Source organism: Advenella sp. S44, from assembly GCF_002810445.1.
In the GTDB taxonomy this organism is placed as follows: Bacteria; Pseudomonadota; Gammaproteobacteria; order Burkholderiales; family Burkholderiaceae_B; genus Advenella.
The window spans coordinates 521980-548081 of sequence record NZ_NEXS01000009.1 but is presented as its reverse complement, the minus strand read 5'-3'; the positions used below and the strand labels follow the sequence as shown (position 1 = coordinate 548081).

21 protein-coding genes are annotated in these 26102 nt (G+C 56.6%); 17 read left to right on the top strand and 4 right to left on the bottom strand.

From position 1 onward, the window contains the following. The first annotated feature begins 135 nt into the window (after window positions 1–135). The 14 genes from mraZ (at window position 136) to ftsZ (ending at window position 17518) form a co-directional block, all read left to right on the top strand. Entirely contained in the window at window positions 136–564 is a 429-nt protein-coding gene (mraZ, locus tag CAP48_RS16350; protein ID WP_100698724.1) for a division/cell wall cluster transcriptional repressor MraZ, read from the top strand. Then, window positions 564–1643 (top strand): 16S rRNA (cytosine(1402)-N(4))-methyltransferase RsmH, encoded by a 1080-nt coding sequence (gene rsmH / locus CAP48_RS16345; RefSeq protein ID WP_100698576.1) that lies wholly within the window; start codon window positions 564–566, stop codon window positions 1641–1643. Before mraZ ends, rsmH begins: the two co-directional genes overlap by 1 nt. Further along, window positions 1625–1969: a cell division protein FtsL gene (gene ftsL / locus CAP48_RS16340; protein WP_100698574.1), complete on the top strand. Its 345-nt coding sequence runs from the start codon at window positions 1625–1627 to the stop codon at window positions 1967–1969. The genes rsmH and ftsL overlap by 19 nt, the downstream gene beginning before the upstream one ends. After that, window positions 1966–3786, top strand: a complete 1821-nt coding sequence (locus CAP48_RS16335; RefSeq protein ID WP_100698572.1) for a penicillin-binding protein 2 — start codon at window positions 1966–1968, stop codon at window positions 3784–3786. The genes ftsL and CAP48_RS16335 overlap by 4 nt, the downstream gene beginning before the upstream one ends. Next, the gene (gene murF / locus CAP48_RS16330; protein WP_100698570.1) at window positions 3783–6581 is read left to right on the top strand and encodes a bifunctional UDP-N-acetylmuramoyl-L-alanyl-D-glutamate--2,6-diaminopimelate ligase MurE/UDP-N-acetylmuramoyl-tripeptide--D-alanyl-D-alanine ligase MurF; all 2799 of its coding nucleotides are present in this window, start codon (window positions 3783–3785) and stop codon (window positions 6579–6581) included. The genes CAP48_RS16335 and murF overlap by 4 nt, the downstream gene beginning before the upstream one ends. Continuing rightward, on the top strand, window positions 6571–7740 hold the full coding sequence (gene mraY, locus CAP48_RS16325; RefSeq protein ID WP_100698568.1) for a phospho-N-acetylmuramoyl-pentapeptide-transferase: 1170 nt from the start codon (window positions 6571–6573) through the stop codon (window positions 7738–7740). The genes murF and mraY overlap by 11 nt, the downstream gene beginning before the upstream one ends. Further along, entirely contained in the window at window positions 7737–9269 is a 1533-nt protein-coding gene (gene murD, locus CAP48_RS16320) for a UDP-N-acetylmuramoyl-L-alanine--D-glutamate ligase (protein WP_100698566.1), read from the top strand. Before mraY ends, murD begins: the two co-directional genes overlap by 4 nt. Beyond that, window positions 9266–10486, top strand: coding sequence for a putative lipid II flippase FtsW (gene ftsW / locus CAP48_RS16315; protein WP_100698564.1), 1221 nt, complete (start codon window positions 9266–9268; stop codon window positions 10484–10486). Before murD ends, ftsW begins: the two co-directional genes overlap by 4 nt. After that, the gene (gene murG / locus CAP48_RS16310; protein ID WP_100698562.1) at window positions 10483–11571 is read left to right on the top strand and encodes an undecaprenyldiphospho-muramoylpentapeptide beta-N-acetylglucosaminyltransferase; all 1089 of its coding nucleotides are present in this window, start codon (window positions 10483–10485) and stop codon (window positions 11569–11571) included. The genes ftsW and murG overlap by 4 nt, the downstream gene beginning before the upstream one ends. Beyond that, a complete protein-coding gene (gene murC / locus CAP48_RS16305) occupies window positions 11568–12983 on the top strand; it encodes a UDP-N-acetylmuramate--L-alanine ligase (protein ID WP_100698560.1) in 1416 nt (471 codons plus the stop codon). The genes murG and murC overlap by 4 nt, the downstream gene beginning before the upstream one ends. Further along, a complete protein-coding gene (locus tag CAP48_RS16300; protein ID WP_100698558.1) occupies window positions 12973–13935 on the top strand; it encodes a D-alanine--D-alanine ligase in 963 nt (320 codons plus the stop codon). The genes murC and CAP48_RS16300 overlap by 11 nt, the downstream gene beginning before the upstream one ends. Continuing rightward, a complete protein-coding gene (locus CAP48_RS16295; RefSeq protein WP_100698556.1) occupies window positions 13936–14745 on the top strand; it encodes a cell division protein FtsQ/DivIB in 810 nt (269 codons plus the stop codon). After that, window positions 14742–15971 carry a cell division protein FtsA gene (ftsA, locus tag CAP48_RS16290; protein ID WP_100698554.1) on the top strand — a complete coding sequence of 410 codons (1230 nt, stop codon included), beginning with the start codon at window positions 14742–14744 and terminating at the stop codon, window positions 15969–15971. The genes CAP48_RS16295 and ftsA overlap by 4 nt, the downstream gene beginning before the upstream one ends. Before the next feature lie 314 nt (window positions 15972–16285). Next, on the top strand, window positions 16286–17518 hold the full coding sequence (gene ftsZ / locus CAP48_RS16285) for a cell division protein FtsZ (RefSeq protein WP_100698552.1): 1233 nt from the start codon (window positions 16286–16288) through the stop codon (window positions 17516–17518). Between the two features lie 230 nt (window positions 17519–17748). Here ftsZ and CAP48_RS20265 read toward each other — a convergent pair whose 3' ends face one another. Further along, window positions 17749–17907, bottom strand: a complete 159-nt coding sequence (locus tag CAP48_RS20265; protein ID WP_161495286.1) for a hypothetical protein — start codon at window positions 17905–17907, stop codon at window positions 17749–17751. A gap of 102 nt (window positions 17908–18009) precedes the next feature. Here CAP48_RS20265 and lpxC point away from each other — a divergent pair, with 102 nt between their 5' ends. Next, window positions 18010–18933, top strand: a complete 924-nt coding sequence (lpxC, locus tag CAP48_RS16280) for a UDP-3-O-acyl-N-acetylglucosamine deacetylase (protein WP_100698550.1) — start codon at window positions 18010–18012, stop codon at window positions 18931–18933. Here lpxC and CAP48_RS16275 read toward each other — a convergent pair. Next, a complete protein-coding gene (locus CAP48_RS16275; RefSeq protein WP_100698722.1) occupies window positions 18912–19415 on the bottom strand; it encodes a DciA family protein in 504 nt (167 codons plus the stop codon). The two genes, lpxC and CAP48_RS16275, sit on opposite strands and share 22 nt — an antisense overlap. A 60-nt stretch (window positions 19416–19475) precedes the next feature. Here CAP48_RS16275 and CAP48_RS16270 point away from each other — a divergent pair, with 60 nt between their 5' ends. After that, window positions 19476–20516, top strand: a complete 1041-nt coding sequence (locus tag CAP48_RS16270; RefSeq protein WP_161495285.1) for a peptidoglycan DD-metalloendopeptidase family protein — start codon at window positions 19476–19478, stop codon at window positions 20514–20516. Window positions 20517–20599: 83 nt separating this feature from the next. Then, window positions 20600–23350 (top strand): preprotein translocase subunit SecA, encoded by a 2751-nt coding sequence (secA, locus tag CAP48_RS16265; protein WP_100698546.1) that lies wholly within the window; start codon window positions 20600–20602, stop codon window positions 23348–23350. Window positions 23351–23688: 338 nt separating this feature from the next. Here secA and mgtE read toward each other — a convergent pair whose 3' ends face one another. Further along, window positions 23689–25170 carry a magnesium transporter gene (gene mgtE, locus CAP48_RS16260; RefSeq protein ID WP_100698544.1) on the bottom strand — a complete coding sequence of 494 codons (1482 nt, stop codon included), beginning with the start codon at window positions 25168–25170 and terminating at the stop codon, window positions 23689–23691. Window positions 25171–25190: 20 nt separating this feature from the next. Then, window positions 25191–26042, bottom strand: coding sequence for an inositol monophosphatase family protein (locus tag CAP48_RS16255; protein ID WP_100698542.1), 852 nt, complete (start codon window positions 26040–26042; stop codon window positions 25191–25193). Window positions 26043–26102 lie beyond the last annotated feature (60 nt).

Here is a 26102-nt window from a genome sequence, read left to right as displayed (position 1 = left end):
TTCGCGTTTTCGGCGAAGTTGGCTAAGTCTTTGTTGTGATTGAAAAAAGTCAACGAAATAGAGCTTGACCATTTGCGCGCATTCACTTAAAGTGGGAAAAAGTAGGATTTTGTGCAAAATTGTGGGATAAAAGTGATATTTCAGGGGAACAGTGCACTCACGCTGGATGCCAAGGGCCGGATGACTATTCCGACCCGGTATCGTGACGCCCTGGCCGAAGCCGCAGACGGCGCCCTGACGGTGACCCGCAATTTTGACGGCGGTTTGCTTATTTACCCCAGGCCGGTATGGGAAGAGAAGCGCGAAGCGATTATGGCTTTCCCCATGTCGGCCCGTCATGTACAGCGCATGTTGCTGGGCAATGCCCAGGATGTGGAAATCGATGGTTCGGGTCGTATTCTGATCGCGCCGGAACTGCGCATGGCGACCAGCATTGTGAAAGACGTGGTGCTGGTGGGTATGGGGAAACACTTTGATTTATGGGATGCCGCGATCTTTGCGCAGCAACAGGCGCAGGATCTGGCCAAGGGTTTGCCAGACAGTCTTGAGCATTTTTCACTGTGATGGCAAACGCGGAATACGAGCACAAGCCGGTTTTGTTTGAAGAAACCGTCAATGCACTGGTACTTGCCGATTTTCATGCCAAATCTGCAGCAGTCCGGCAGTGGGCGCCACCGGCAAAGCGCGATGGTGTGTTCGTAGATGGAACTTTTGGTCGGGGTGGGCACAGTCGCCTGCTGTTGTCCGCCCTGAGCGAAAGTGCCAGGTTGTTTGTGTTTGATAAAGATCCGCGAGCGATCGAAGCGGCAATGCAGTTAAGTCGCGAAGATGCCAGGGTCACGGTTGTTCATGATGGCTTTGCCACCATGGTGCAGGCGCTGGCCGAGCGGGGCGTGACGCAGGTAGATGGCGTCATGATGGATTTAGGCGTTTCATCGCCACAGATTGACGATGCTGCCCGGGGGTTTTCGTTCATGCGGGACGGGCCACTGGACATGCGAATGGATACAAGTCGCGGTCAGACGGCTGCGCAATGGCTGGCTCAGGCCAGTGTGGACAACATCAAGGAGGTCATTAAATATTATGGCGAAGAACGGTTTGCTTTCCAGATTGCAAAGGCGGTTGATGCTCGCCGCCAATCCAGCCCTTTGTGCACAACGCTCGAACTTGCCGAGCTCGTCGCAAACGTCGTCCGTACGCGGGAAAAAGGTCAACATCCGGCCACACGTACCTTTCAGGCTATACGGATTCACATCAATGAAGAACTCAAGGAACTGGCGGACACCCTCGCGTCAATTCTGAAGGTGCTGGCTCCACAAGGAAGAATGGCGGTGATCAGTTTTCATTCTCTTGAAGACCGTATGGTCAAGCAGTGCTTTGCCGCAGCCTCGACGCTGCCGGCTGAGCTTGCCCGTATGCCTTTGCGCGAGAGTGAAATGCCTGATCCTGTGCTGAAAAACCTGGGCCGGGTGCTGGCCCAGGAAAATGAAGTTCGCGCGAACCCGCGCTCCCGTTCCGCAGTGCTGCGCATCGCCGAGCGCACCGGTGCGGCCTGGAATCAGGCGCATGAAAATGCGATTCGCTCGGCGCTGCCTGGCATGGACACACAGAAAAGGAGAGGGTCATGGCCCGCCTCGCACTAATTTTTCTGATCGGTTTTTTCATGTACAGCTCCATCTCACTGGTGTCGAGCCGCTACCAGCAACGCCTACTCTATATTGATATCGGACGCGCCCAGGCAGCGGAACGCGCGCTGGAAGTCGACTGGCGTCACCTGCTGCTTGAGCGCGCGCAACTGACCACCAGCGCCAATATCGACCGGGTGATGTCCGATAAGCTCAGTATGCAAACCCCACAGATTAATCAGACCGTTTTCATCAAGGAAGCGGAAATGAAAGCAGGCGTTGCCCGGGCGGCAGCGGCCACCAAAAAATCTGCTGCCTCACCGGCGCCAGGGGGAGCGCAATGAAGCTGAATCTGGATTTGTTCAAATCAAAAAAAACACCACGCGGCGGTTACCAACCCGGTAAACGCACGCCCCAGCACCATTACTACAGCAGCAGCCCGGTACTGCATGTGCAGATTCCCAAGTGGCGCGCGCGTTTGCTGTTTGTCGTGATCAGCCTTGGATTCACGACAGTGATCGCCAAGTCACTTTACCTGCAGACCATGAATAATGATTTTCTGCAGGCCGAAGGCGGTAAGCGCTACGAACGCACGTTGGTGCTGCCGGCCAGCCGAGGTCGCGTGCTGGATCGCAACGGAGAATTTCTTGCAACCAGCATTCCGGCGAAAGCGATCTGGGCTTCACCCGAAGAGACCCGCAGCGCTACCCCTGAACAGTTGGCGCGCCTGGCACAGTTGCTGAACATGTCGCTTAAAGACCTGACGACACGCCTGAGCAGCTCGGATAAAACCTTTGTCTACCTGCGTCGCCAGGTGGCCATGGAGCCGGCGGCTGAAATCCAGAAAATGAAAATTCCCGGTATCGGCCAGTTGTCCGAAACCCGCCGCTCCTACCCGCAAGGTTCGCTGATGGCGCACATTGTGGGCTTTACCAATATCGAAGATCGCGGTATTGAAGGCGTCGAGCTGGAGTTCAACAAACAGTTGTCGGGCCAGTCCGGACTGCGCAAGGTGCTGCGTGATCGCCTGGGTCGCATTATCGGTGACACACAAGAAGTCGAGCCGGCGCGCGATGGTCAGAACCTGGAACTGACGGTTGACAGCCGCGTGCAGTTTCTGGTCTCCAAAGCGTTGCAAAAGGCGATTACCGAACACGAAGCGTCTTCGGGCGCGGCCGTGGTGGTGGACGCCCAGAATGGCGAAATTCTGTCAATGGTCAGTCTGCCTACCTACAACCCCAACAATCCGCAAGAGCGGCGGGGCGTTGCATTGCGCAACCGGGCCATCACCGACACGTTTGAGCCGGGCTCTATTGTGAAGCCGCTGGTGGCGGCCCTGGCGCTGGATGCAGGCGCAGTTACCACCAAAACCAAATTCAACACTGGACGCGGCACTTACCGCTATCACGGTGCAACGATTACGGACGTCAGTACGCGCAACGGTGTGCTGGATGTGGCGGGCATTATTCGTCGCTCAAGCAATATCGGCATGACCATGATTTCTGAGCGTTTGCGTTCAGACCAAATGTGGACCGTTTTCAATGCGCTCGGATTTGGGCAGGCGCCCAATATGGGATTTCCGGGCGCCGCTTCCGGACGGGTGCGCCCGTGGGAGCGCTGGCGTCCCATCGAACGGGCGACCATGGCGTATGGCTATGGCCTGTCCGTTTCCCTGTTGCAAATGGCGCACGCCTATACGGCACTGGCCCGCAACGGCGATATGATCTCGCTCTCGCTCGTAAAAAATCGGTCCAATCCCACCAGTATTCAGATCTATAAGCCCGAAACCGCACGTTTGGTCCGGGAAATGCTCGAAGGCGCCGCCGGCTCTGAAGGTACAAAAATCCAGGGCAAGGTGATGGGCTACCGCATTGGCGGCAAAAGCGGCACCGCGCGCAAAATTATTAACGGACACTATAGCCGCAAGGATTATCGTGGTTCGTTCGTGGCAATGGCGCCGATTTCCAAGCCACGCATTATCGTGGCTGTCACGCTTGACCAGCCACGCAAGGGCGGCTACTACGGCAGCGTGATTGCGGGTCCGGTCGCGGCCACTATTATTGAAGATACGCTAAAGTATCTGGCCGTCCCGCCGGACGCGCCAATCGAACCGGCTCCTCTTGAGGCGCGTAATATCGTACCCAAGAGGACGCAAGGATGAACGGCAAAAAGATAGCGGATTGGCTTGCGAGCCATGTCACGGATAAAGCGGATTTACGGCTAGACTCCAGAGACATCCAGACCGGGGATGTCTTTGTTGCTTGTGCGGGCAGCGTCGTTAACGGCCTGGCCTACATTCCCGATGCGATCGAAAACGGCGCGGCAGCCGTTATTGTTGACGTAACTGACCCGCAACAGGCCCCGGCAATGCAGGATGCCACGTATGCTGTGCCGGTGCTGCCCATCGTCAACTTGCGCGCCCAGTTGGGCGACATCGCCGACACTTGGTATGGCCATCCATCGGAAGCCGTTGCGGTCATCGCTGTCACCGGTACCAACGGCAAAACCTCTTGCGTGACCTGGATTGCAGAAGCTTTGAATGCGGCAGGCAAATCCTGCGCTACCATTGGCACGCTGGGAACCGTGATGCCCGATGGCACCAATCTGGGTGGTTATCTGACTACGCCGGATGTACTTACATTGCACCGGCAAATTGCCCAAATGCGCGAGGCCGGCGTCCAATACGTCGCGATGGAAGCCTCTTCCATCGGCATCGAGCAGGGGCGCATGGACCGATTGCGCGTCAAAGTGGCCGCATTCACCAATCTGACGCTGGATCATCTGGATTATCATCAAAGCATGGCTCGCTATGAAGCGGCCAAGGCGGCGTTATTTGCCTGGCCGGGCCTCAGTCATGCCATCGTCAATGTCGACGACGAGGCCGGCGCACGGATTTTTGAGGACACCACGGCGCAGGCCAAGGCAGGCTATTCGCTCAAGGCCGCACCGCTTGCGGCGTTTACTGCTGTCGAGCACGAGTTCCGTGATTACGGTCTGGTTTTTACGCTCAGAACCCCCAATGGGGATGCTCAAGTGACAACGCGCCTGATCGGTGAGCATTCCATTGCCAATATTCTGTTGGTGGTTGCCGTGTTGGATGCCCTGGGCATTCATTTGCGGCAAAGCGCCGGATTGGTTTCTCTGCTGACCCCGGTGCCGGGACGCCTGCAAACGGTCCCGCCGATAGCGACAGATCCGGTCAGAAAACGGCCGCTGGTCGTGGTCGATTATTCCCATACGCCTGATTCGCTGGAACGCGCATTGCAGGCCCTGCAACCGGTAGCCACTGCCCGGGGCGGCAGCCTGATATGTGTCTTCGGTTGTGGTGGCGACCGGGACAAGACCAAGCGGCCAATTATGGGGCAGATTGCGGCGCGCCTGGCAGACCAGGTGCTGGTGACCAGTGACAATCCGCGCACCGAAGCGCCCGTCGATATCCTGAACGATATCCTCAGGGGCATGCCCGAAGGCGCTGTGGCCGAGCAGGATCGCGGCTGCGCGATCATCCAAATGATTCTGAAGGCATCGGCTGCCGATGTGGTATTGGTCGCTGGCAAGGGACACGAGACCTACCAGGAAATCAACCACGTACGCCAGCCATTCGATGACTTGCAATGGTCCCGGCTGGGACTGCTGTTGCGTGATCAGCCGGGTATTTCAACCGACTCCAGGCATATTCCTGAGAAGGGACTGTTTATTGCCATCCGTGGCGAGCTGCACGACGGTCATGATTTCATTGACGATGCCAGGCAGGCAGGCGCTGTTGCTGCTTTGGTCAGTCGTCGCGATCCCGCTGTGGACGTGCCGCAGATCGAGGTTGCCGATACGACGCTTGCCCTGATGAGCATGGGTCACGCATGGCGTCGCCAGTTTTCGCTGCCCCTTATTGCCGTTACCGGCAGCAATGGCAAAACTACCACCAAGGAAATGATCTCCAGCGTGCTGGCCGCTGCGGTCGGCGTTGATCATCGCTTTGCCACCGAGGGCAATTTGAATAACCAGTGGGGCGTGCCGCGCAGCCTGCTGCGGTTAAGGCCTGAGCACCGGATGGCGGTGCTGGAGCTGGGCATGAATCACCCCGGCGAAATAGAACAACTGGCCGCATTGTGCGAACCCGGTATTGCCGTGGTCACCAACGCGCAGCGTGAGCATCAGGAATTTATGCATACCGTCGAAGCGGTGGCCATCGAAAACGGCCAGGTGTTGCTTGCCTTGCCCGCAGATGGTACCGCCATATTCCCGGCCGATGAGCCTTATGCTGGTCTATGGCGCGAATTGGCCGGCGAGCGTCGTGTCCTGACTTTCGGGCAGACGGCAGACGCCGATTTTTACGCCGAATCTGTGGCCTGCGATCCGCTGGGCATTTCGTTTGTCATGAAAACGCCTGCCGGACAGATCGACGTGCGGCTGGCCATCGCTGGCGTGCACAATGTTCGCAATAGTCTGGCAGCGGCCGCTTGCGCGCATGCGGCAGGCATCAGTCTGGCCGACATCCGTCAGGGTCTGCAGACGTTTGCCCCGGTCAAGGGACGAATGCGCAGTCATACGCTATCGGGCGGCCTGACACTTGTCGATGACTCGTATAATGCGAATCCGGACTCTGTGATTGCAGCGATTGACGTCCTTGCCACACTACCGGCGCCCACGGCACTGATTCTGGGCGATATGGCCGAAGTCGGCGAGAACGGACCACAAATGCACGAAGAGGTCGGGCAATATGCCCGCAACAAAGGCATCACATATGTGTTCACCTATGGCGATGCCAGTGCCCAGGCTGCAAGGGCGGCGGGTGCGGCGGCAGAACATATGACAGATATACACGAAATTGCAGAAAGGGTAGTTGCAAGACAGCCCGCAAGCATACTGGTAAAGGGCTCTAGATCAATGCGGATGGAACGGGTAGTGCAGGACTTGTTGTCCTGGTCAGAAAAAAACGAGGCCGGTCATGCTATATGAACTGACCCAGTGGCTCTCTCCGACGTTTTCCGTCCTGAGTGTCTTTGAATACATTACCTTGCGTGCCATGTTCGCTTGCGCAACGGCGCTGTTTATCGGGCTGATGGCCGGCCCGCAGGTGATCCGCAAGCTGACCGAACTGAAAATCGGCCAGGCGGTACGCAGCTACGGCCCTGAAACGCATCTGGTCAAAAATGGGACACCCACCATGGGTGGCGCGCTGATTCTGATCTCCATCGGCATTACGACACTGTTATGGGCCGACCTGAGCAACCGGTTCGTCTGGGTGGTGCTGCTGGTCACCTTCGGTTTTGGCGCCATCGGCTGGGTAGATGATTACCGCAAGGTGGTGCATCGCAATCCGGAAGGTATGTCCTCGCGAGAAAAGTTCATGTGGCAGGCCATTATCGGCCTGATTGCCTCTGTGTACCTGACTTTTGCGGTCTCGGCGCCGGCCAATGCCGATATTTTCCGCCTGATGTGGGCCTGGGTAAGCAGTGGCTTTACTATGCCGCTGCCGTCCCGCGCCGACCTGATCGTACCGTTTTTCAAAAGCGTGAGCTATCCGCTGGGCGTTTTCGGATTTGTGATCCTGACCTGGATGGTGATTGTCGGCGCCAGTAATGCCGTCAATTTGACTGATGGCCTGGATGGTCTGGCTATTATGCCAACTGTCATGGTCGGCAGCGCGCTGGGCATTTTTGCCTACGTAGTGGGCCGCGTCGATTACTCCAAATACCTGCTTTTCCCTTATATCCCTGGGGCGTCCGAGGTGCTGGTGCTATGCGCCGCGCTGGGTGGCGCCGGCCTGGCCTTTTTATGGTTTAACGCCTATCCGGCTCAGGTGTTCATGGGCGATGTGGGGGCGCTTGCGCTGGGCGGCATGCTGGGAACAATCGCCGTAATCGTGCGTCAGGAAATCGTGCTGTTCATTATGGGAGGCGTATTTGTCGCCGAAACCCTGTCGGTCATGATCCAGGTGGTGTGGTTCAAATATACGAAGAAAAAAACCGGCACTGGCCGGCGAATATTGCGCATGGCGCCATTGCACCACCATTTTGAAGTGGGTGGCTGGAAAGAAACCCAGGTGGTTGTGCGCTTCTGGATTATAACAATGATGCTGGTTCTGCTTGGACTGGCAACGCTGAAACTGCGATGACAACAGATACCGACGGCACAGCCGTCTTTCCTTCTTGTGTGTTGATTCTGGGCCTGGGCGAGACAGGGCTGGCCTCGGCGTTGTGGTGTCTGCGCCAGAATGCCGCGCTGCATATTGTTGACACGCGCGACAACCCGCCTGGTCTGGTCGCCTTGCAGGAACACGGCGAGGCGGACATTACCCAGTTTTTGGGTGAGCAGGCGTTTACAGACGCCGCGCTCGAAGGGGTGCAGCAAATTGTTCTGAGCCCCGGTCTTGCGCCTTCGGAGCCCGCGTTGGCCGCCTTTTTACACAAGGCGCAGCAACGGCAGATCCCCATTATCGGCGAAATCGAATTGTTTGCCCTGGCGCTGGCTGATCTTGCCGCAGCACAAGACTATCGGCCACGCGTGCTGGCCATCACCGGAACCAACGGCAAGACCACCGTTACTTCGTTGACGCAGGCCATGCTGCAGACGGCCGGTAAAACGGCCATTGCTGCAGGCAATATCAGTCCGTCGGCACTGACTGCGCTCATGCAGGCTATGGACACCGAATCGCTGCCCGAAGCCTGGGTGCTGGAGCTGTCCAGCTTTCAGATGCAGACGACCCGATCACTGGTTCCGGATGCTGCCGCGGTATTGAATTTGACGCAGGACCACTTGGATTGGCACCGGGATATGCAGGAATACGCCGCCGCCAAGGCCAGTTTGCTGGCGGCCAGCCGTATTGCGATTGTCAACCGCAACGATGCTGCCGTGGTTGCGATGGTCGCCGATATCCATGATGTGCAGGTGCGCAGCTTCGGTGTGGACGGCCCGCCTTTGGTGGGCGACACCGGCATGGAAAGCGCACATGGCGTGCTGTGGATTACCGCCAGTGAAAAGGACGACTTTGAACTGCCCGAAGCGCCCAGCGCACGTCGCAGGAAAAATGTCGAAAAACCCAAGCGCAAGGCCGGCCTGCTCAAGCGCCTGATGCCGGCCGACGCCATGCAGATTCGGGGGCAGCATAATATGCTTAATGTTCAGGCTGCCATGCTGCTATGCAGGGAGCTGGGCATCGGCTGGGGGCCCATGCTCAACACCTTGCGCGAGTTTTCCGCCGGACTGTATCGAACACAATTTGAACGCAGTATCCGTGGTGTCGATTTTTTTAACGACAGCAAGGGCACTAACGTGGGTGCAACCGCGGCGGCGCTTGACGGCATGGGTCGCGATATCGTGCTCATTGCGGGCGGTGTAGGCAAGGGGCAGGATTTTTCACCGCTGGCTGCGCCCGTACGGCGCTGTGCACGCGCCGTCATTCTGATGGGTCAAGCCGCCGAGCAGATTGAACAGGCTCTGGCGCAAACCGGCGTTGCGTGCCATCGTGTGCCGTCTATGCAAGCCGCAGTCAGCCAGGCGCTGGCGCTGGCTCAACCGGGCGATGCGGTATTGATGTCGCCTGCGTGTTCCAGTTTCGATATGTTCGAAAGCTATGCGCATCGGGGCCAGGTGTTTTCCGAGGCCGTGCAGGAACTGGCGCTGGATAATGGAGAAGTGGCATGAGTCTGCTGGGCGACTTGAGAGCGAGCGTCAATGCGGTCAAGCCTGGCCGCACCAGAATGCGCAACTATGATTTGCTGCTTACCGCAGCGGTTGCCACGCTTCTGATGTTCGGCCTGCTGATGGTTTTCTCGGCCTCCATCGCACTGGTAGACGGCCCCAAGTACGCCAATTCTACCCGCTATTATTTCTTTCTGCGCCATGCGATTTTCATTCTCATTGGCCTGATCGCCTTTGCCGTTACGATTTCCATGCCCATGCATATCTGGGAGAAGTTTACGCTGCCGCTGTTTTTTGCGTCGCTGTTTTTACTGGTGCTGGTGCTTATCCCGCATATCGGAAACGAAGTCAACGGCGCATACCGCTGGATTCCGCTGGGGCCACTAAATTTTCAGCCCTCGGAATTGACCAAGCTGGCCATCCTGCTGTTCGCCGCCGACTATACCGTGCGCAAGCAAAAATACATGCATAATTTCTGGCGGGGCTTTGTGCCAATGATGGTCGCTCTGGGTGTGGTCGGTATTTTGCTGTTGCTGGAGCCCGATCTGGGCGCCTTCATGGTCAGCGTCTCAATCGCCGTCGGCATTCTTTTTCTGGGTGGCATCAGCGCCGTGCTGTTTCTATTGCTGGTTGCCGTATTGCTGGGCTGCTTTGCCTTGCTGATTCTGATGGCGCCATGGCGTGTGAAGCGTATTTTTGCTTATCTGGATCCGTTTGATCCGGAAACGGTCCAGTCTACCGGCTACCAGTTGGCGCATTCGCTGATCGCTATCGGGCGTGGTGAATGGTTTGGTGTTGGGCTGGGCGCCAGCGTCGAGAAACTGCATTACCTGCCTGAAGCCCATACCGATTTCATCATGGCAGTAGTGGGCGAAGAGCTTGGATTTGTCGGCATTATTGCCGTGGTAGTGCTGTTTTTGGTCATCGTGCATCGTGGATTTGAAATCGGCAGGCAGGCCATTGCCATGGATCGCGAATTCAGCGGTCTGGTGGCCCAGGGCGTGTCCATCTGGATGGGCGTACAAGCGCTGGTCAATCTTGGCGTCTGCCTGGGCCTGCTGCCGACCAAAGGCCTGACACTGCCACTGGTCAGTTACGGGGGCTCATCTATTGTGATGAACCTGATTGCGATTGGCATTCTGATGCGCGTGGACTATGAAAGTCGCCTGATGATGCGGGGAGAGCGCCCCGACCGAAGGCCCTTGCGAGAATATCGATGAATAGCGTTCGATCTGAATCACGTACGTTACTGGTGATGGCTGGCGGAACCGGCGGGCATATTATGCCCGGGCTGGCCGTTGCCGCACAAATGCGCGAGCGTGGCTGGCAGGTCGCGTGGCTGGGCAATCCGGAAAAAATGGAAGGCCGGCTGGTGTCTGCTGCTGGCATTACTCTGTTGCCGTTGCACTTTGCCGGCTTACGGGGCAAGGGTCTGGTGGCTTTGCTCAAGCTGCCCTTCATGTTGGGCAAGGCCTGCCTGCAGGCGCGACGAGCCATCAGGCAATGTCGGCCCACAGTCGTGCTCGGAATGGGCGGCTATGTTGCTGTGCCCGGTGGCCTGATGGCCAGAATGGCAAACATTCCCCTGGTTATTCATGAGCAAAATGCGGTTGCCGGTACAGCGAACAAATGGCTTGCTAAAATGGCAGCTTTTGTATTGACGGGTTTTCCAGACGTGCTGCCCAAGGGGCAGATGGTAGGCAATCCGGTACGCACCGAACTGGCAGGCACGCCCGAACCCGGCGTGCGCTATGGCGCGCGGGATGGCGCCTTGCGAATTCTTGTTGTGGGTGGCAGCCTGGGCGCGCAGGCGCTTAACTCCGTGGTACCTGCCGCCATGGCGCTGATTGCGGCTGAGCAGCGTCCGCAGATTACGCATCAGGCTGGCGAGCAGCATATTGCCAGCCTGCAGAATGCTTATAAGCAGGTAAGTGTCAGCGCACAATGCGTGGCATTCATTGACGATATGGTATCGGCCATGATGTCGGCCGATGTGATCATCTGCCGGGCCGGCGCGATGACGGTGGCCGAAGTGGCCGCGGTCGGTGTGGCCGCGCTGTTTGTGCCGCTGCCGCATGCCATTGATGACCATCAGACCGCAAATGCTGCCTGGCTGACCAGTCGCAATGCGGCCTGGGCTCAGCCCCAGAGCCAATTTACCGCTGCCTGGCTGGCCGAATGGATACAAAGTCGTACTCGTGATCAATTGATGCAGACCGCAGTGGCTGCCAGGGCTTGCGCCAGAACGCAAGCCACGCAGGCTATTGCGGATATTTGCGAGCGCGCGAGCGCAGGGAAAACATGAAACATCGGATTAGACACATTCACTTTGTCGGTATCGGCGGCTCCGGTATGAGCGGTATTGCCGAGGTCCTGGTGAATCTTGGATACACTGTGAGCGGCTCGGATTTGCAGGAATCGGCCGTTACCCGTCGCCTGGCAGAGCTGGGTGCGCAGATTTTCATCGGGCATCATGCCGAAAACGTCGGAGAAGCCGACGCGATTGTGACATCGACCGCCGTAGCCAACAGCAATCCCGAAGTGCTCACCGCCCGTGCCAAGCGGATTCCGGTAGTGCCGCGCGCCATCATGCTGGCAGAGCTGATGCGCCTTAAACGCGGTATCGCCATTGCGGGCACGCACGGCAAGACAACCACCACCAGTCTGGTGGCAAGTGTGCTGGCTGCTGCCGACCTGGATCCCACTTTTGTGATCGGCGGTCGCTTGAATTCTGCCGGCGCCAATGCGCGGCTGGGGCAGGGCGAGTACATCGTAGTCGAGGCCGATGAATCGGACGCCTCATTTCTGAACCTGCTGCCTGTCATGTCCATCATCACCAATATTGATGCAGACCATATGGATACCTATGGCCACGACATGACGCGGCTCAAAAGCGCCTTTGTGGAATTTACCCAGCGCATGCCGTTCTACGGTAGCGCAATCGTCTGCGTAGACGACAGCAACGTTCGCAATATTATTCCATTTATCTCGCGCCCGCTGGTCACGTATGGGTTTGGCGAAGAGGCCATGTTCCGGGCGGTCAATGTCCGGGCGCAGCAGACTCAGATGGCGTTTACCGTGCAGCGGCGCGTGACGCCCGCCAAACGCCTGCCCGATCTGGAGATTGTGCTCAATCTGCCGGGTCGGCACAACGTGCTGAACTCACTGGCGGCCATCGCCGTAGCCACCGAGCTGGAGCTTAGCGACGCCGATATCGTCAGTGCGCTGGCCGGCTTCAACGGCGTTGGACGTCGCTTTTCCTATACCGGTGATTTTGCCGTTCCGGCCGATCATGGGGGTGGCACGTACACCTTGATCGACGACTATGGACATCATCCCATTGAAATGGCGGCGACTGTCGAGGCGGCCCGTGGCGCCTGGCCTGAAAGGAGACTGGTGCTGGCGTTCCAGCCTCACCGATATACGCGCACCCGGGACTGCTTCGAGGATTTTGTCAATGTACTGAGCCGGGCCGATGCCGTGTTGCTGACCGAAGTGTACGCTGCCGGGGAGCAGCCCATTGTGGCAGCCGATGGTCGCGCGCTGTCGCGGGCACTGCGCGTTGCAGGCAAAGTCGAGCCGGTTTTTGTCGAGGATGTGGCCGATCTGCCACAGGCCGTTGTTGATTTTGTTCGTGACGGCGATGTTGTTGTCGTCATGGGGGCCGGGTCCATTAACAAGGTCCCGGGGCAGTTGGGAGAGCGCAATGAAGAATGATTTTGGCAAAGTCGGCGTATTGTATGGCGGCCGGTCTGCGGAACGGGCCGTATCGCTCGTGTCGGGCAAGGGCGTGTACGAAGCTCTGCTCAGCAAAGGAATAGACGCCCATCTTTTTGATACCGCCGAGCACTCCCTGGCAGAACTGGCGACTGCCGGCTTTGATCGCGTTTTCATCGCCCTGCATGGGCGCTATGGCGAAGACGGATCACTGCAGGGCGCATTGGAGTTACTGCGCATTCCCTATACAGGCAGTGGCGTGATGGCGTCGGGCCTGGCCATGGATAAAATCATGACCAAGCGAATCTGGAACGAGCAGACAATTCCCACGGCGCCTTATTGCATGGTCCGAAGCCGCCAGGATATGGACCTTGCCGCCAAAACACTGGGTTATCCGTTTATTCTCAAGGCGCCGCATGAAGGTTCGACGCTGGGACTAAGCAAAGTGACAGGCGCGCATGAACTGTCTGCCGCGTTTGACGACGTGCATCAGTTTGATAGTGAATTGCTGGCCGAAAAATTCATTGCCGGGCGCGAGCTGACCGTTGCGATTCTGGGCAAGGGCGATGATGCGCGAGCCTACCCGATAATCGAAATCGTGGCGCCTGACGGCAAATACGATTTTGAACACAAGTATGTATCCGAAGAGACGCAATACCATTGCCCGGCAGATTTGCCGCAAGCGCTGGCCGCCAGTATCCGGCAGACCTGCGAAAAGGCATTTGTGGCCGTGGGCTGCGAGGGATGGGGGCGGGTGGATGTCATGCTGGACAAAGACCATCGCTATTTCCTGCTGGAGGTCAACACCTCTCCTGGGATGACGCCGCATTCGCTGGTACCCATGGGCGCCAAGGCTGAAGGCGTCAGCTATGCCGATTTATGCGTGCAGATCCTGGTGCAAGCCAGCTGCAAGATTCAACCGACCAGCGCCGTTGCGGAGCCACAACTGTAAATGATTACGCCAAGCGCCCGTATTACCAACTTTATCGCCAATATGATCATGCTGTTGGCGGTCGTGGTAATGCTTGGCGCTGGCGGATACTGGTTGATTCACCGGCCCATGTTCAACCTGACGCGCATCGTGATTGAGCCACTAAAGGGCAACAAACTGGAATATGTGTCACCGGCCAGTATCCAGCAAACCATTGCCGGCAAGTTGCGGGGCAATTTTTTTACCATCAATTTGCCCGAATCGAAAAAATTGTTCGAGCAGTCGCCGTGGGTGCGGCATGCGGACATTACCCGCGTCTGGCCGGATGGTCTGCTGATCAAAATTGAAGAGCAGGAGCCGTTTGCCTACTGGAACGAGCGGGAAATGATCAATACCTGGGGCGAAGTGTTTACAGCGAACCAGGCGGAACTGCCGGAAGATGCGCAATTACCACAGTTTAACGGGCCCACTGGGTCGGAAATGCTTGTTGTGCAGCGTTATGCCGAGCTGGTGCGCTGGCTGGCGCCGCTAAATTTGGGAGTAGATGAGATTACGCTTAGTGATCGCTATGCATGGCGTGTAGAATTGAACGATAATACTAAACTGGTATTGGGCAGAGACCCGGGGGCCGATGCATTAAACCCACATGGCGGGCAGGGTGCGGTATCATTCGCATCTACGATTGAACGTTTTGTTCAGGCGTGGCCTGTTTTAAAAGAAAAGGTAGCTGGCCGGCAGATCACCCAGGTGGACTTGCGTTATACCAAAGGTTTTGCCATCACCTTCGAGCCGGCAGCGACAACACAATCGGATAGTAAAGAGAAAAAATGACTCGTGACCTAAAGGACCTCATCGTTGCTTTAGACATAGGCACCAGCAAGGTGGTGGCAGTGGTGGCTGAAGCTTTGCCTGAAGAAGGGCGCTTTGAAGTAATCGGACTTGGACAGCATGAATCCAAGGGTATGCGCAAAGGGGTCGTGGTCAATATTGAATCCACGGTCAATTCCATTCAGCGGGCTCTTGAAGAGGCTGAGCTGATGGCCGATTGCAAAATCCGTGAAGTGTATACGGGCATTGCCGGCAACCACATTACCAGCTTTAACTCCAGCGGCATGGTTGCGGTCAAGGACAAGGAAGTGTCTGAAGCCGATGTCGCCCGCGTGATCGAGACCGCCAAAGCGGTCAACATACCCACCGATCACCAGGTGCTGCATGTACTGACCCAGCAGTTTATTGTCGATTCGCAGGAAGATATCCGCCAGCCGGTTGGCATGAGCGGCATCCGGCTTGAAGTGCGCGTGCATATTGTCACCGGCGCAGTCAGCGCGGCTCAGAATATTGTCAAATGCGTACGCCGCTGCGGCCTGGAAGTGCAGGACCTGATTCTGCAGCCGCTGGCCTCATCCATGGTCTGCCTGACCAACGATGAAAAGGAGCTGGGCGTCGTGCTGGTCGATATCGGCGCCGGCACCACCGATATTGCTATTTTTACCGGCGGCGCCATTCGTCATACCACCGTGTTGCCGGTATCCGGCGATCAGATCACGGGCGATATCGCAGCCATGCTGCGCACCCCAACGCCCGATGCCGAAGAAATCAAATTGCGCTACGGGATTGCCAAACAGGCGCTGGCCCATCCTGATGAACTGATCGAAGTGCCCGGACTGGGTGATCGGGATGTGCGTCGTGTCAAACGACAAACCCTGGGTGCGGTGATCGAACCGCGTGTCGATGAGCTGTTCAAGTTGGTGCAGCAGGTAGTCAGGGACTCGGGATACGAAGATCTGATTGCCTCGGGCGTCGTATTGACCGGTGGCACGGCGCTCATGCCGGGCATTGTTGAACTGGCCGAAGATGTCTTTCTCAAACCGGTACGCGTTGCCGTTCCCGACTATCGCGGCAGTCTTGCCGACATGGTAAGGAATCCGCGTTTTTCAACTGTGATGGGCTTATTGACCGAGGCGCGCGTGCAGCGTTTGCGTGGCGGTAAGATTAAGCAACAAAATGGTACGCTAAAAGATATCATTTCCCGCATGAAGGAATGGTTTATGAATTAGAATACTGAAGAGGCGCAACAGTTGCTTCGGCAGTAGTCACAAGGGGCATTTGTCATGCTTTTTGAAGCGTTGTGAAGATGGTGTAAATGTTTTGTCAAACACAATGCAGGATTGCAGTAAACGCAGCACAGCTTTTTTGCCAGATCGCGTGGCAGCGCGCAAATCAATAACTGCCAAATAATGGCCGGGCAGATGGCTATGGAGACGGTTCAAGTACGATGCGAGACAGGCGCTGGCATTGTTTTTGAGACGGTTTCCGAAAAATGCAGTGGAACTTTTTCGTTAATACGTTTCGGAATACAGGAGTTGGGAATATGGACTTTCAATTATTGGACGATAGCAACAACAGCGGCACCGTAATCAAGGTGATCGGTGTGGGCGGTGCAGGTGGCAATGCCATTTCACACATGATGCGTGCCGGCCTCAAGGGCGTGGATTTTATCTGCGCAAATACAGACATGCAGGCGCTGAGCGGCACTGAAGCGCCGGTTCAGATCCGTCTGGGCCGTAGCGGTTTAGGAGCGGGCGCCAAGCCGGAGCAAGGCCGTGCAGCAGCAGAAACGGCGCGTGAAGAAATTCGCGCAGCGCTCAACGGCGCCAATATGGTGTTCATTACTGCGGGTATGGGCGGTGGCACAGGTACCGGAGCCGGTCCTGTTGTGGCCGAAGTGGCCAAGGAACTGGGTATCCTCACAGTGGGTGTGGTGACAAAACCCTTTACGTTCGAAGGAACTAAACGACTGCGCGCTGCTGAAGAAGGCATCGCAGATTTGTCCAAGCATGTCCATTCCCTGATCGTGGTGCTGAACGAAAAGCTGTACGAGCTGATGGGCGACGACGCTTCCCAGGACGACTGCTTCAAGGAAGCCGACAACGTCCTGTACAACGCCTGCGCGGGCATTGCAGAAATTATCAATGTTCAGGGTAACATTAACGTCGACTTCGAAGACGTGAAAACAATCATGGGCGAGCATGGCCAGGCCATGATGGGTACTGCCGTTGCATCGGGTCCCGATCGTGCGCGTATTGCCGCAGAAAACGCGATTGCCTGCCCACTGCTCGAAGGCGTGGATCTGAACGGGGCACGTGGTCTGCTGGTCAATATTACCGCCAGCCGCTCGCTCAAAATGAGCGAAACTCGCCTCATCAACGAAATCATCAGCAGTTACGCCGCCAAAGACGCCACCATTATCGTGGGTAGCGCCTATGACGACGATATGGCCGACGAGCTGCGTGTTACCGTTGTTGCAACGGGCTTGGGTCGCAAGCAGCCTGAACTGGTCGTTAACAATAGCGCCGATGAAGAGTTTGATGTTCTGACCGGCACCCACGGCGGCAACACCGATCTGTACGGCGGCAGCTTCCTGAACCAGCCTAGCGGCGGGCGCGCTCCCGCTCCTGTGCCTCCTACCGTGATCCGTTCTGGTCGCGGCGGCGGTGGCACAGCGCCTAACAAGGCTCAGTTTGAACAGCAAGTTCGTGCCATGGAGTCTTCGGGTGTCGAGCGTTTCGACATTCCCGCTTTCCTGCGCAAACAGGCTGACTGACTGATCGCCGTTTTGTCCCAACACCGAGTCCGGGCTGCTGCCCGGTCCGGACCCGGTTTCCCTTTTGAAATGGCTCCTTACAGGAAAAACGACCCTTTTTGGGTCGTTTTTCTTTGATTTTGCGGTTTGTTTCCGATGTCAATTGAAACAGCTCGTGCCGTAAATACGCGCTTTTTAGCCTTAATCAGAGTAAAATACTCGGGAACGATAGGTGTCTTTGACATCAGGTATCAAATATCGGCTTTTGCAACCGGCGTCACGCGACAATTCTGCTGTAACGCAGTGTTTACGTAACGCGACACCAAAGGCACCGCAGCTTTCATGGCTTGCTGCGCCTGGCTTTCGGGCAATCCCAATAGCTGTGCGACATTGAAGTCCTCACCCCGCATCGCGCACTTTGCGATCACCAACACGGGCAGTGACAGGCCGCCACCACACCTGCCGATGGTGTGTTCATGAATTGAGTTATATTTTTGTAAATTGAGAATACGATGCTACGACAAAGAACCATCAAGAATCTGGTGAAAACCACCGGCGTCGGCATGCATTCGGGTCGCAGGGTTGAAATTACATTGCGCCCTGCGCAGCCCAATACCGGCATTATTTTTCACCGGGTCGATACGCCCGAGGTTGTCGATTTACCCGCTGTTGCAGACAAGGTCGGCGACACGCGGATGGCGTCAGTGCTGCAAAATGGCGATGTGCGCGTTTCCACAGTTGAGCACCTGATGTCTGCGCTGGCAGGCCTGGGAATCGATAACATCCACGTCGACCTGAACGCCGAAGAAGTGCCCATCATGGACGGCAGCGCCGGCACCTTTGTGTATCTGCTGCGCTCGGCCGGCATTGTGGAGCAGGACGCCCCCAAGCGATTTTTGCGTGTGCTCAAAACCATTGAAGTGCAGGACGGTGAAGGAGAAAACGCCAAATGGGCCCGACTGGAGCCCTATGCCGGATTCTCCCTGGCCTTTTCGATCAACTTTCATCACCCGGCCATTGACTCCACGGCCAGTTTCGCCGAGGTCGATTTCGCGCGCGATTCCTACACCCGCGAAATTGCCCGGGCCCGTACCTTTGGCTTCGCACAGGAAGTCGAAACCATGCGTGCGCATGGCCTGGCACGCGGCGGCAGCCTGGACAATGCCATCGTGATGGACGAATTTCGCATTCTGAATTCTGACGGTCTGCGTTACGATGACGAATTCGTCAAGCACAAGATTCTGGACGCGATTGGCGATCTGTATCTGATCGGTTATCCCTTATTGGCGCGCTATGTGGCCTGCAAGTCCGGCCATGCGTTGAATAACAAGCTGGCGCGCACACTGCTGTCTCAGCCCGATGCTTACGAAATCATTACCTATGATTCTGCAGCGGCAGCAGCCGATGCCGTCAGTCAGGACTGGCGTTTGGCCTGATGTTTTTCAAGGATGCGGGCCAGGGTTTCGGCCAGTTCCTGATTATTCGTGGCCTGTTGCAGGTCAACGAGTGCATGCCGGGCCTGATCGCTTAAATCCTGGCTGATAACGGGGGGCGTTGCGACCCCCGTTATAGGCGCAGGTCTGAGTCCGGCCTGAATTTTTATGCGGATTTCATCCACGCGTTGCCCTTTGGCGACCAACAGCTGATGTATAGTTGTGGTCAATTGCCGAATTTTTGCTGCGTGAGCTGCGCTGGGGACAGCAATAATCAGGGTGCCGTTCTCCAGTCCGACAACGCGACACGCATGACCTACCGGGAGTTGCAGTGCCTGCGCGATCAGTCCCTGTATCAGGTTGAACTGTGCAGCGGTCTCCAGCAACCGGCTCCGGCGGGCGTCATGTCCCAACCAATTTGCGGCCGTTTTACCTTCGCCTCGATCGCGGCGCGAAGTACCTTTTTTTTTGTAAAACAGAGCCATTATTTTTTAACAGGTACGAAATTGAAAGAAGAGCAACATGCTTCGCAGAATACCACTCCTGTGAAGACAAAGAAAGTCTGGGCATTCAGTGTATCAATGATGAGCCTGGGCCTGGCGGTTGCTGCTGGTGCATTGTTGGAACGCCATTTCGGGCTGCCTTCGCTGCCCGTGGCCGAAGAGGTGGCCTCGGTAGAATCCAGGCCCGAAGCACTGCGTGATGCGGCGCTGATCCGGCATAACCTGAACGTGATGGCCTCACAGATCGGGCAGTTGCGGGCCAAGGCCGATACCATCGCCCGCCTGGGCGAACGCCTGGCGGCCACTACGGGCGCCGATGCCGAAACATCGGAATTGCACCAACTGCTTAGCCAGAATGTCCAGGCCAGTGACGAGCCGATGGAGGATCTGGAACCGGAGAATCATAGCGTGGTCTCGGCAGAAGAACTGGGTCGTGAACTCGATAGTCTGAAGTCGGCCTTGTCGCACGGTGATGATATGCTCAAGCTGACTGACCTGGCCATGCAAATGCGGGGTGCCCAGTTGCAGCGTACGCCCACCGCCATTCCCGTTTCCATGAACAAAGCCAGAATCTCATCAACGTATGGCTGGCGCAAAAATCCCGTCACGGGGCGCTATATGTTACATAGTGGCGTTGATTTTGCCGCGCCTGCCGGCACTTCCGTGTATGCGGCGTCGGCCGGCATCGTCATATCAGCAGGAATGATGAGCGGTTATGGTAACGTCGTCGATATTGATCACGGCAATGGCGTGGTCACTCGCTATGCGCACAATTCAAAGCTGCTGGTCAAGGCCGGCGACCTCGTGGCCAAACGACAGGTTATCGCCAAGGTCGGTAGTACGGGGCGCTCAACCGGTGCGCACGTGCATTTCGAAGTTCGTGTCGATGGCGAACCTACAGACCCGATTGCCTTTCTGAGCCAGATGTCTTCGTCCACAGCGGTGGCCAGTGCCGAACCCGATAGCCTGCTCGAACGCGCAGAGCAGGTCGGCGCAGCTGCGCTCAGCAGTAAAATCGTCACTGATACAAAAGAGCGCGTCAAGTTGCCTTCCGGAATCACTACCCGGCCCCGTATGCGTTAAACTAATATGATTTTCTCGTGATGACTCACTAACCTGTCAGGAAGAACACCCATTGAATTTTTCCTGATTACTCTGAAAGCAGAATGATTTCTTTACTCAAAAAAATTGTTGGCAGCCGTAACGATCGCCTTCTGAAGCAGTACCGCAAACTGGTTACCAGAATCAACGGTCTGGAAAAAACCATCGAAGCCCTGTCCGATGAGGCGCTGGCGGCGAAAACCGAGGAATTCAAGGCTCGCTATCAACAGGACGGAGATCTGGACGCCATGCTGCCCGAGGCGTTTGCCGTGGTGCGCGAAGCGTCGCGCCGTGTGCTGGGCATGCGTCACTTTGATGTACAAATGATCGGCGGTATTACCCTGCATTACGGCAAAATCGCTGAAATGCGTACCGGTGAGGGTAAAACCCTGATGAGTACGCTGCCTGTGTATCTGAATGCGCTGACCGGCAAGGGCGTGCATGTCGTCACGGTCAATGATTATCTGGCGCGACGCGATGCGCAGCAAATGGGGCGGTTGTACAACTTTCTGGGCCTGAGCGTGGGTGTGGTGGTGCCAGAACAGGACAGTGCCGAAAAGTTCGCCGCTTATCGCGCCGATATCACTTATGGTACCAATAACGAATTTGGCTTTGACTACCTGCGCGACAATATGGAATATCGCGCTGAAGACCGACGTCAACGCGAACTGAGCTACGCCATTGTCGACGAAGTGGATTCGATCCTGATCGATGAGGCTCGTACTCCGCTCATCATTTCTGGTCAGGCCGACGACAACACTGAGTTGTATGTCAAGATGAATCAGGTGCCGGCCATGCTCACGCGCATGGCTGCCGAACCCAAGCCGCAGGAACCTGAGCCGGAAGGCGACTTCTGGGTTGATGAAAAGTCCCAGCAGATTTATATGTCCGAAGCCGGACACGAGCACGCCGAAGAAATTCTGACGCGCCTGGGCATGCTGCCGCAAGGTGAATCGCTGTATGAGCCGCGTCATATCACACTGATGCACCATCTGATGGTGGCATTGCGTGCCCATAATCTGTTCTTTCGCGACCAGCATTATGTAGTCAATGACGGCGAGATCGTCATCGTGGACGAATTCACCGGCCGTTTCATGGCAGGACGGCGCTGGTCCGATGGCCTGCACCAGGCCGTGGAAGCCAAGGAAGGGGTCGCAATCCAGAACGAAAACCAGACACTGGCGTCGATCACGTTCCAGAATTTTTTCCGCATGTACAAGAAACTGGGCGGTATGACCGGTACAGCCGATACTGAAGCCTACGAATTCCAGGAAATCTACGGCCTGGAAACGGTCATTATTCCAACCAACCTGCCGATGGTCAGGGATGATCAGAACGACCAGATTTTCAAGAACGATCAGGAAAAGTTTGCGGCCATCATCAAGGATATCCGCGATTGTCACCAGCGCAATCAGCCGGTATTGGTCGGCACCACGAGCATTGAAAACTCCGAAGTCCTGTCCGAACTGCTGAAAAAAGAGAATCTGCCGCATGACGTGCTCAACGCCAAGCAGCACGCGCGTGAGGCCGAGATTGTGGCCGAAGCCGGCAAGCCGGGCAAAATTACCATTGCGACCAATATGGCCGGCCGTGGTACCGATATCGTGCTGGGCGGCAGTATCGAGAAAGCCATTTCTCTGGTGCGCGCAGACGATACACTCACGCCGGCCCAGAAAGACGAACGCATTGCCGCTATTCGTGAAAAATGGCTGCCCGTCAACGAACAGGTCAAGCAGGCCGGAGGCTTGCGCATTATTGGTACCGAAAGGCACGAATCGCGCCGGATTGACAATCAGTTGCGGGGCCGTGCCGGTCGCCAGGGCGATCCGGGATCGTCTCGCTTCTATCTGTCGCTGGACGACTCGCTCATGCGCATTTTTGCGGGCGATCGCGTGCGCGCCATTATGGACCGGCTGGGCACCGATGGCGAGCCTATTGAAGCAAAAATGGTTTCGCGGTCGATTGAATCGGCGCAGCGCAAGGTGGAAGGCCGCAACTTCGATATTCGCAAGCAATTGCTTGAATACGATGATGTGTCCAACGACCAGCGCAAAGTGCTGTACGGTCAGCGCAATGAAGTGCTGGAAGAGGCCGATTCCGGTCCGCTGGTTGCCAACTTGCGCGATGCTGCCATTACCGACTTTGTGCGCACGTACGTGCCGGCTGAAAGCATGGAAGAGCAGTGGGATATTCCTGCGCTGCAGACGGCTCTGGAAGCCGAATGGCAGGTCAGCCTGCCGTTGGTCGACATGGTGGATAAAAACGAGAACATGAGTGACGAGGACATCGTGGAAGCGGTGCTGGCTCAGGCTCGCGAGAATTACGAAACCAAAGTGGCGCTGGTGGGCAAGGAACAGTGGATCTCGTTTGAACGCGCCATCTTGTTGCAAACCATTGATACGCTCTGGCGCGAGCACTTGTCGTCACTGGATCACCTGCGTCAGGGCATCCATCTGCGGGGTTACGCGCAGAAAGATCCGAAGCAGGAATACAAGCGTGAAGCATTTGAGCTGTTTTCCTCCATGCTGGAGCGAATCCGCAATGAAACGGCACGCGTGCTCATGACAGTTCAAATCCAGTCGCCCGAGCAGGTTGAGGCCGCCGAAGCCGATGCTGCGCAGTCGCATGTATCAAACATGCAATTTCATCATTCAGACTATGATGAAGCCCTGGCCAATGCTGACATTAACGAACAGGGCGATGTATCTGCCGGTGGCATCACCGTCAAGAATATGGTGGGTCGGATTGGTCGCAATGATCCTTGCCCGTGCGGCAGCGGCAAGAAATACAAGCATTGCCATGGCAAGCTGAGCTGATCACAAAGCGGTCGGGCTGACCGCTGCGGCGATTGGTGCCGGTCGCGTTGGGTGCCAGCCGTCCGTACGTGTGTTGTCAGCTTTGCGTCGGGTGCTCGCTGCGCGTGGTTGTCATTACGGCACAAGCATCTTCAAATTCATGAAAACGCCCCTAAGGCTGGATTGCGGTCCCGTGTCTGGGACGTTTTTTATTGTGGGTTTCTCATGTGTGCCGCCGACGGGCGATGGTAAATGGACGCTTGATAGGGGCGCGGCGGCCGAAATGCAACTGCGTAGTGCGTCCGTTGCTGGCGCGTGTAGCCACGCGCCGATCTGATAAACGCCGGTCCTAATAAAACCTAGATAAGAAACAGGTTAGCCAGACCCAGGAACACGAAGAAACCTAGCGAATCGGTGGCAAAGGTCAGTAGCACAGACGAACCAATGGCCGGATCCTTGCCGAAACGGTCGCGCGTCAGTGGAATCAGGACGCCAAGCATGGCCCCTATCAGCATATTGCAGACCAGTGCAGCCATCATCACGGCCGCAATGGACAGGCTGCGTGAAACAAGCCAGGCAAAAACGGCTGCCACCAGGCTGCCGGCAATACCGACCAGAAATGTCACCACAAACTCGCGCTGCAGCAGCGATTTGACGTTATTCGATGTAATGCGACCCATAGCCAGGGCGCGAATGACAAGCGTCATCGTCTGGTTGCCGGAATTGCCGCCGATGCCGGCCACAATTGACATCAGGAAAGCCAGAATAACAATGGTGCTGACGGTGTCTTCAAATTGCGAAGCGACATACGCGGCGCAGGACGCGGTGCACAGATTCAATAACAGCCATGGCGCCCGGTTGCGAATGGCGTTCGAGACCGGCGCAAAAATATCCTCTTCCTGCAGACCGGCACGCGACAGGTCCTGTTCCTGCGAGTCTTCACGAATGACATCCACCACTTCGGCAATGGTCAAACGCCCGATCAGCCGGTTCTGCTGGTCCACGACCGGTGCGGAAACCAGGTCGTAACGTTCGAACGCGCTGGCCGCCTCGCGATCCTCGTCATCCGGACCCAAAGAAAGATAGTCGGTATTCATGACGTTTTTCACGATGGTATCCGGGTCGCTCACCAGCAAGCGGGAGATGGCCAGCACCCCCTGTATGTGGTCGTCTCGGTCCACGACAAAAATCTGGTCGGTATGATCGGGCAGTTCGCTCAGGCGGCGCAGATAACGCAGAACCACTTCGAGGGTGACATCGTCGCGCACCCGGACCATCTCGAAGTCCATGATCGCGCCAACAGTACCTTCCGGGTAACCCATGGCTTCGAGCAGTTGTGCTCTTTCCGCATCGGTCAGCCCTTTCTGTACTTCGGCCACGATATCCGGCGGCAAGTCGGCTGCGAGGTCGGCCAGTTCATCGGCGTCCAGATCTTCGGTAGCCGCCAGCAGATCGGCCCGATCCATAGAGGCAATCAGCGACTCCCGGACCCAGTCATCAACTTCCAGAAGAATATCGCCATCGTATTTTGAATTGACGAGGCCCCAGATCAGCTGCCGCTCTTCGGTAGGCAACGATTCCAGAATAAATGCGATATCGGCCGGGTGCAGGGCATTGAGCGTGTTGCTCAGTTCGGCTTCATGCTGGCGCCGGATCAGGCCTTCGACCAGTGTTGACTGATCGTCGTCGGCTTCCTGGCGATGCACCAATTGTTCGACAATCGCATGCTTTTTCAATAACTCCTGAATGCGTTCAAGCGCAAGCTGCGCATCCTCTGTGTCAAGTCTGCGCGGCACATTGACGAGAATGGCTTCGGTTGATTGTTGATTTTTTTGCGCCATGACTGTCTCTACTGGTTAAGCTATTGCGAGTTAAGATGAGGGGCGATCATTCCAGAGAGCGCCGGGAACAGGGCATTGCCCGCAGCCACGACATAACCATTGATCGGCCATGGATCTTTGCCGTACATATCGTCTGCGCGGCCCTGTGCTTCACGCACGAGAAGCGCGCCAGCGGCAACGTCCCACGGGGCCAGGCCCATTTCAAAGTAGCCGTCGAAGCGTCCGCAAGCGACCCAGGCCAGATCCAGTGCTGCAGCGCCGTTGCGACGCAGACCGCGCGTGGTGTGAATCGCGGTATCGAAGATCGGATTGTATTGATTCTCAAAGGAAAAATCACGAAACGGGAACCCCGTAGCAAGCAGCGAGTCTGCCAGCGTTGCAGTTTTGGAACAGGAGATACGCTGGCCGTTGAGCCAGGATCCGGTGCCGGCCACGGCGGTAAAAAGCTCTTCGCGGTTTGGGTCATACACAACCGCAACGATGGGGGTGTCGCGCTCCAGTGGCTCGCGCGCTTGCGGCAATATTGTACCAGCATGGGCAATGAGGCCGAGCGAAACGGCATAGTGCGGTATGCCGTGTAGATAATTGGTCGTGCCGTCAAGCGGATCAATGTACCAGGTGGCGGCGCCCTCGGGCGTGCCGCCCGTTTCTTCGGCGACGATGCCAAACTGTGGCGTCAATTGTGCGAAGGTATCCAGAATTGCCAATTCCGCTTCCTTGTCGGCCTGAGAGACCAGGTCGTTCCTGGCTTTGTGATCGATGATCAGGTCGGACCGTCGATGTGAATAGGCCTGAAGTACCGACGCTCCCGCATGGGCAGCCTTGATGCCGGCGTCAAGTGCAATACCGAAGTCGATGAGGGAAGATGACATGCGTGATACTCCGTCTGAGTTTGAATCGGAACAGCAGCCGGGACAAATCCCGATAAACAA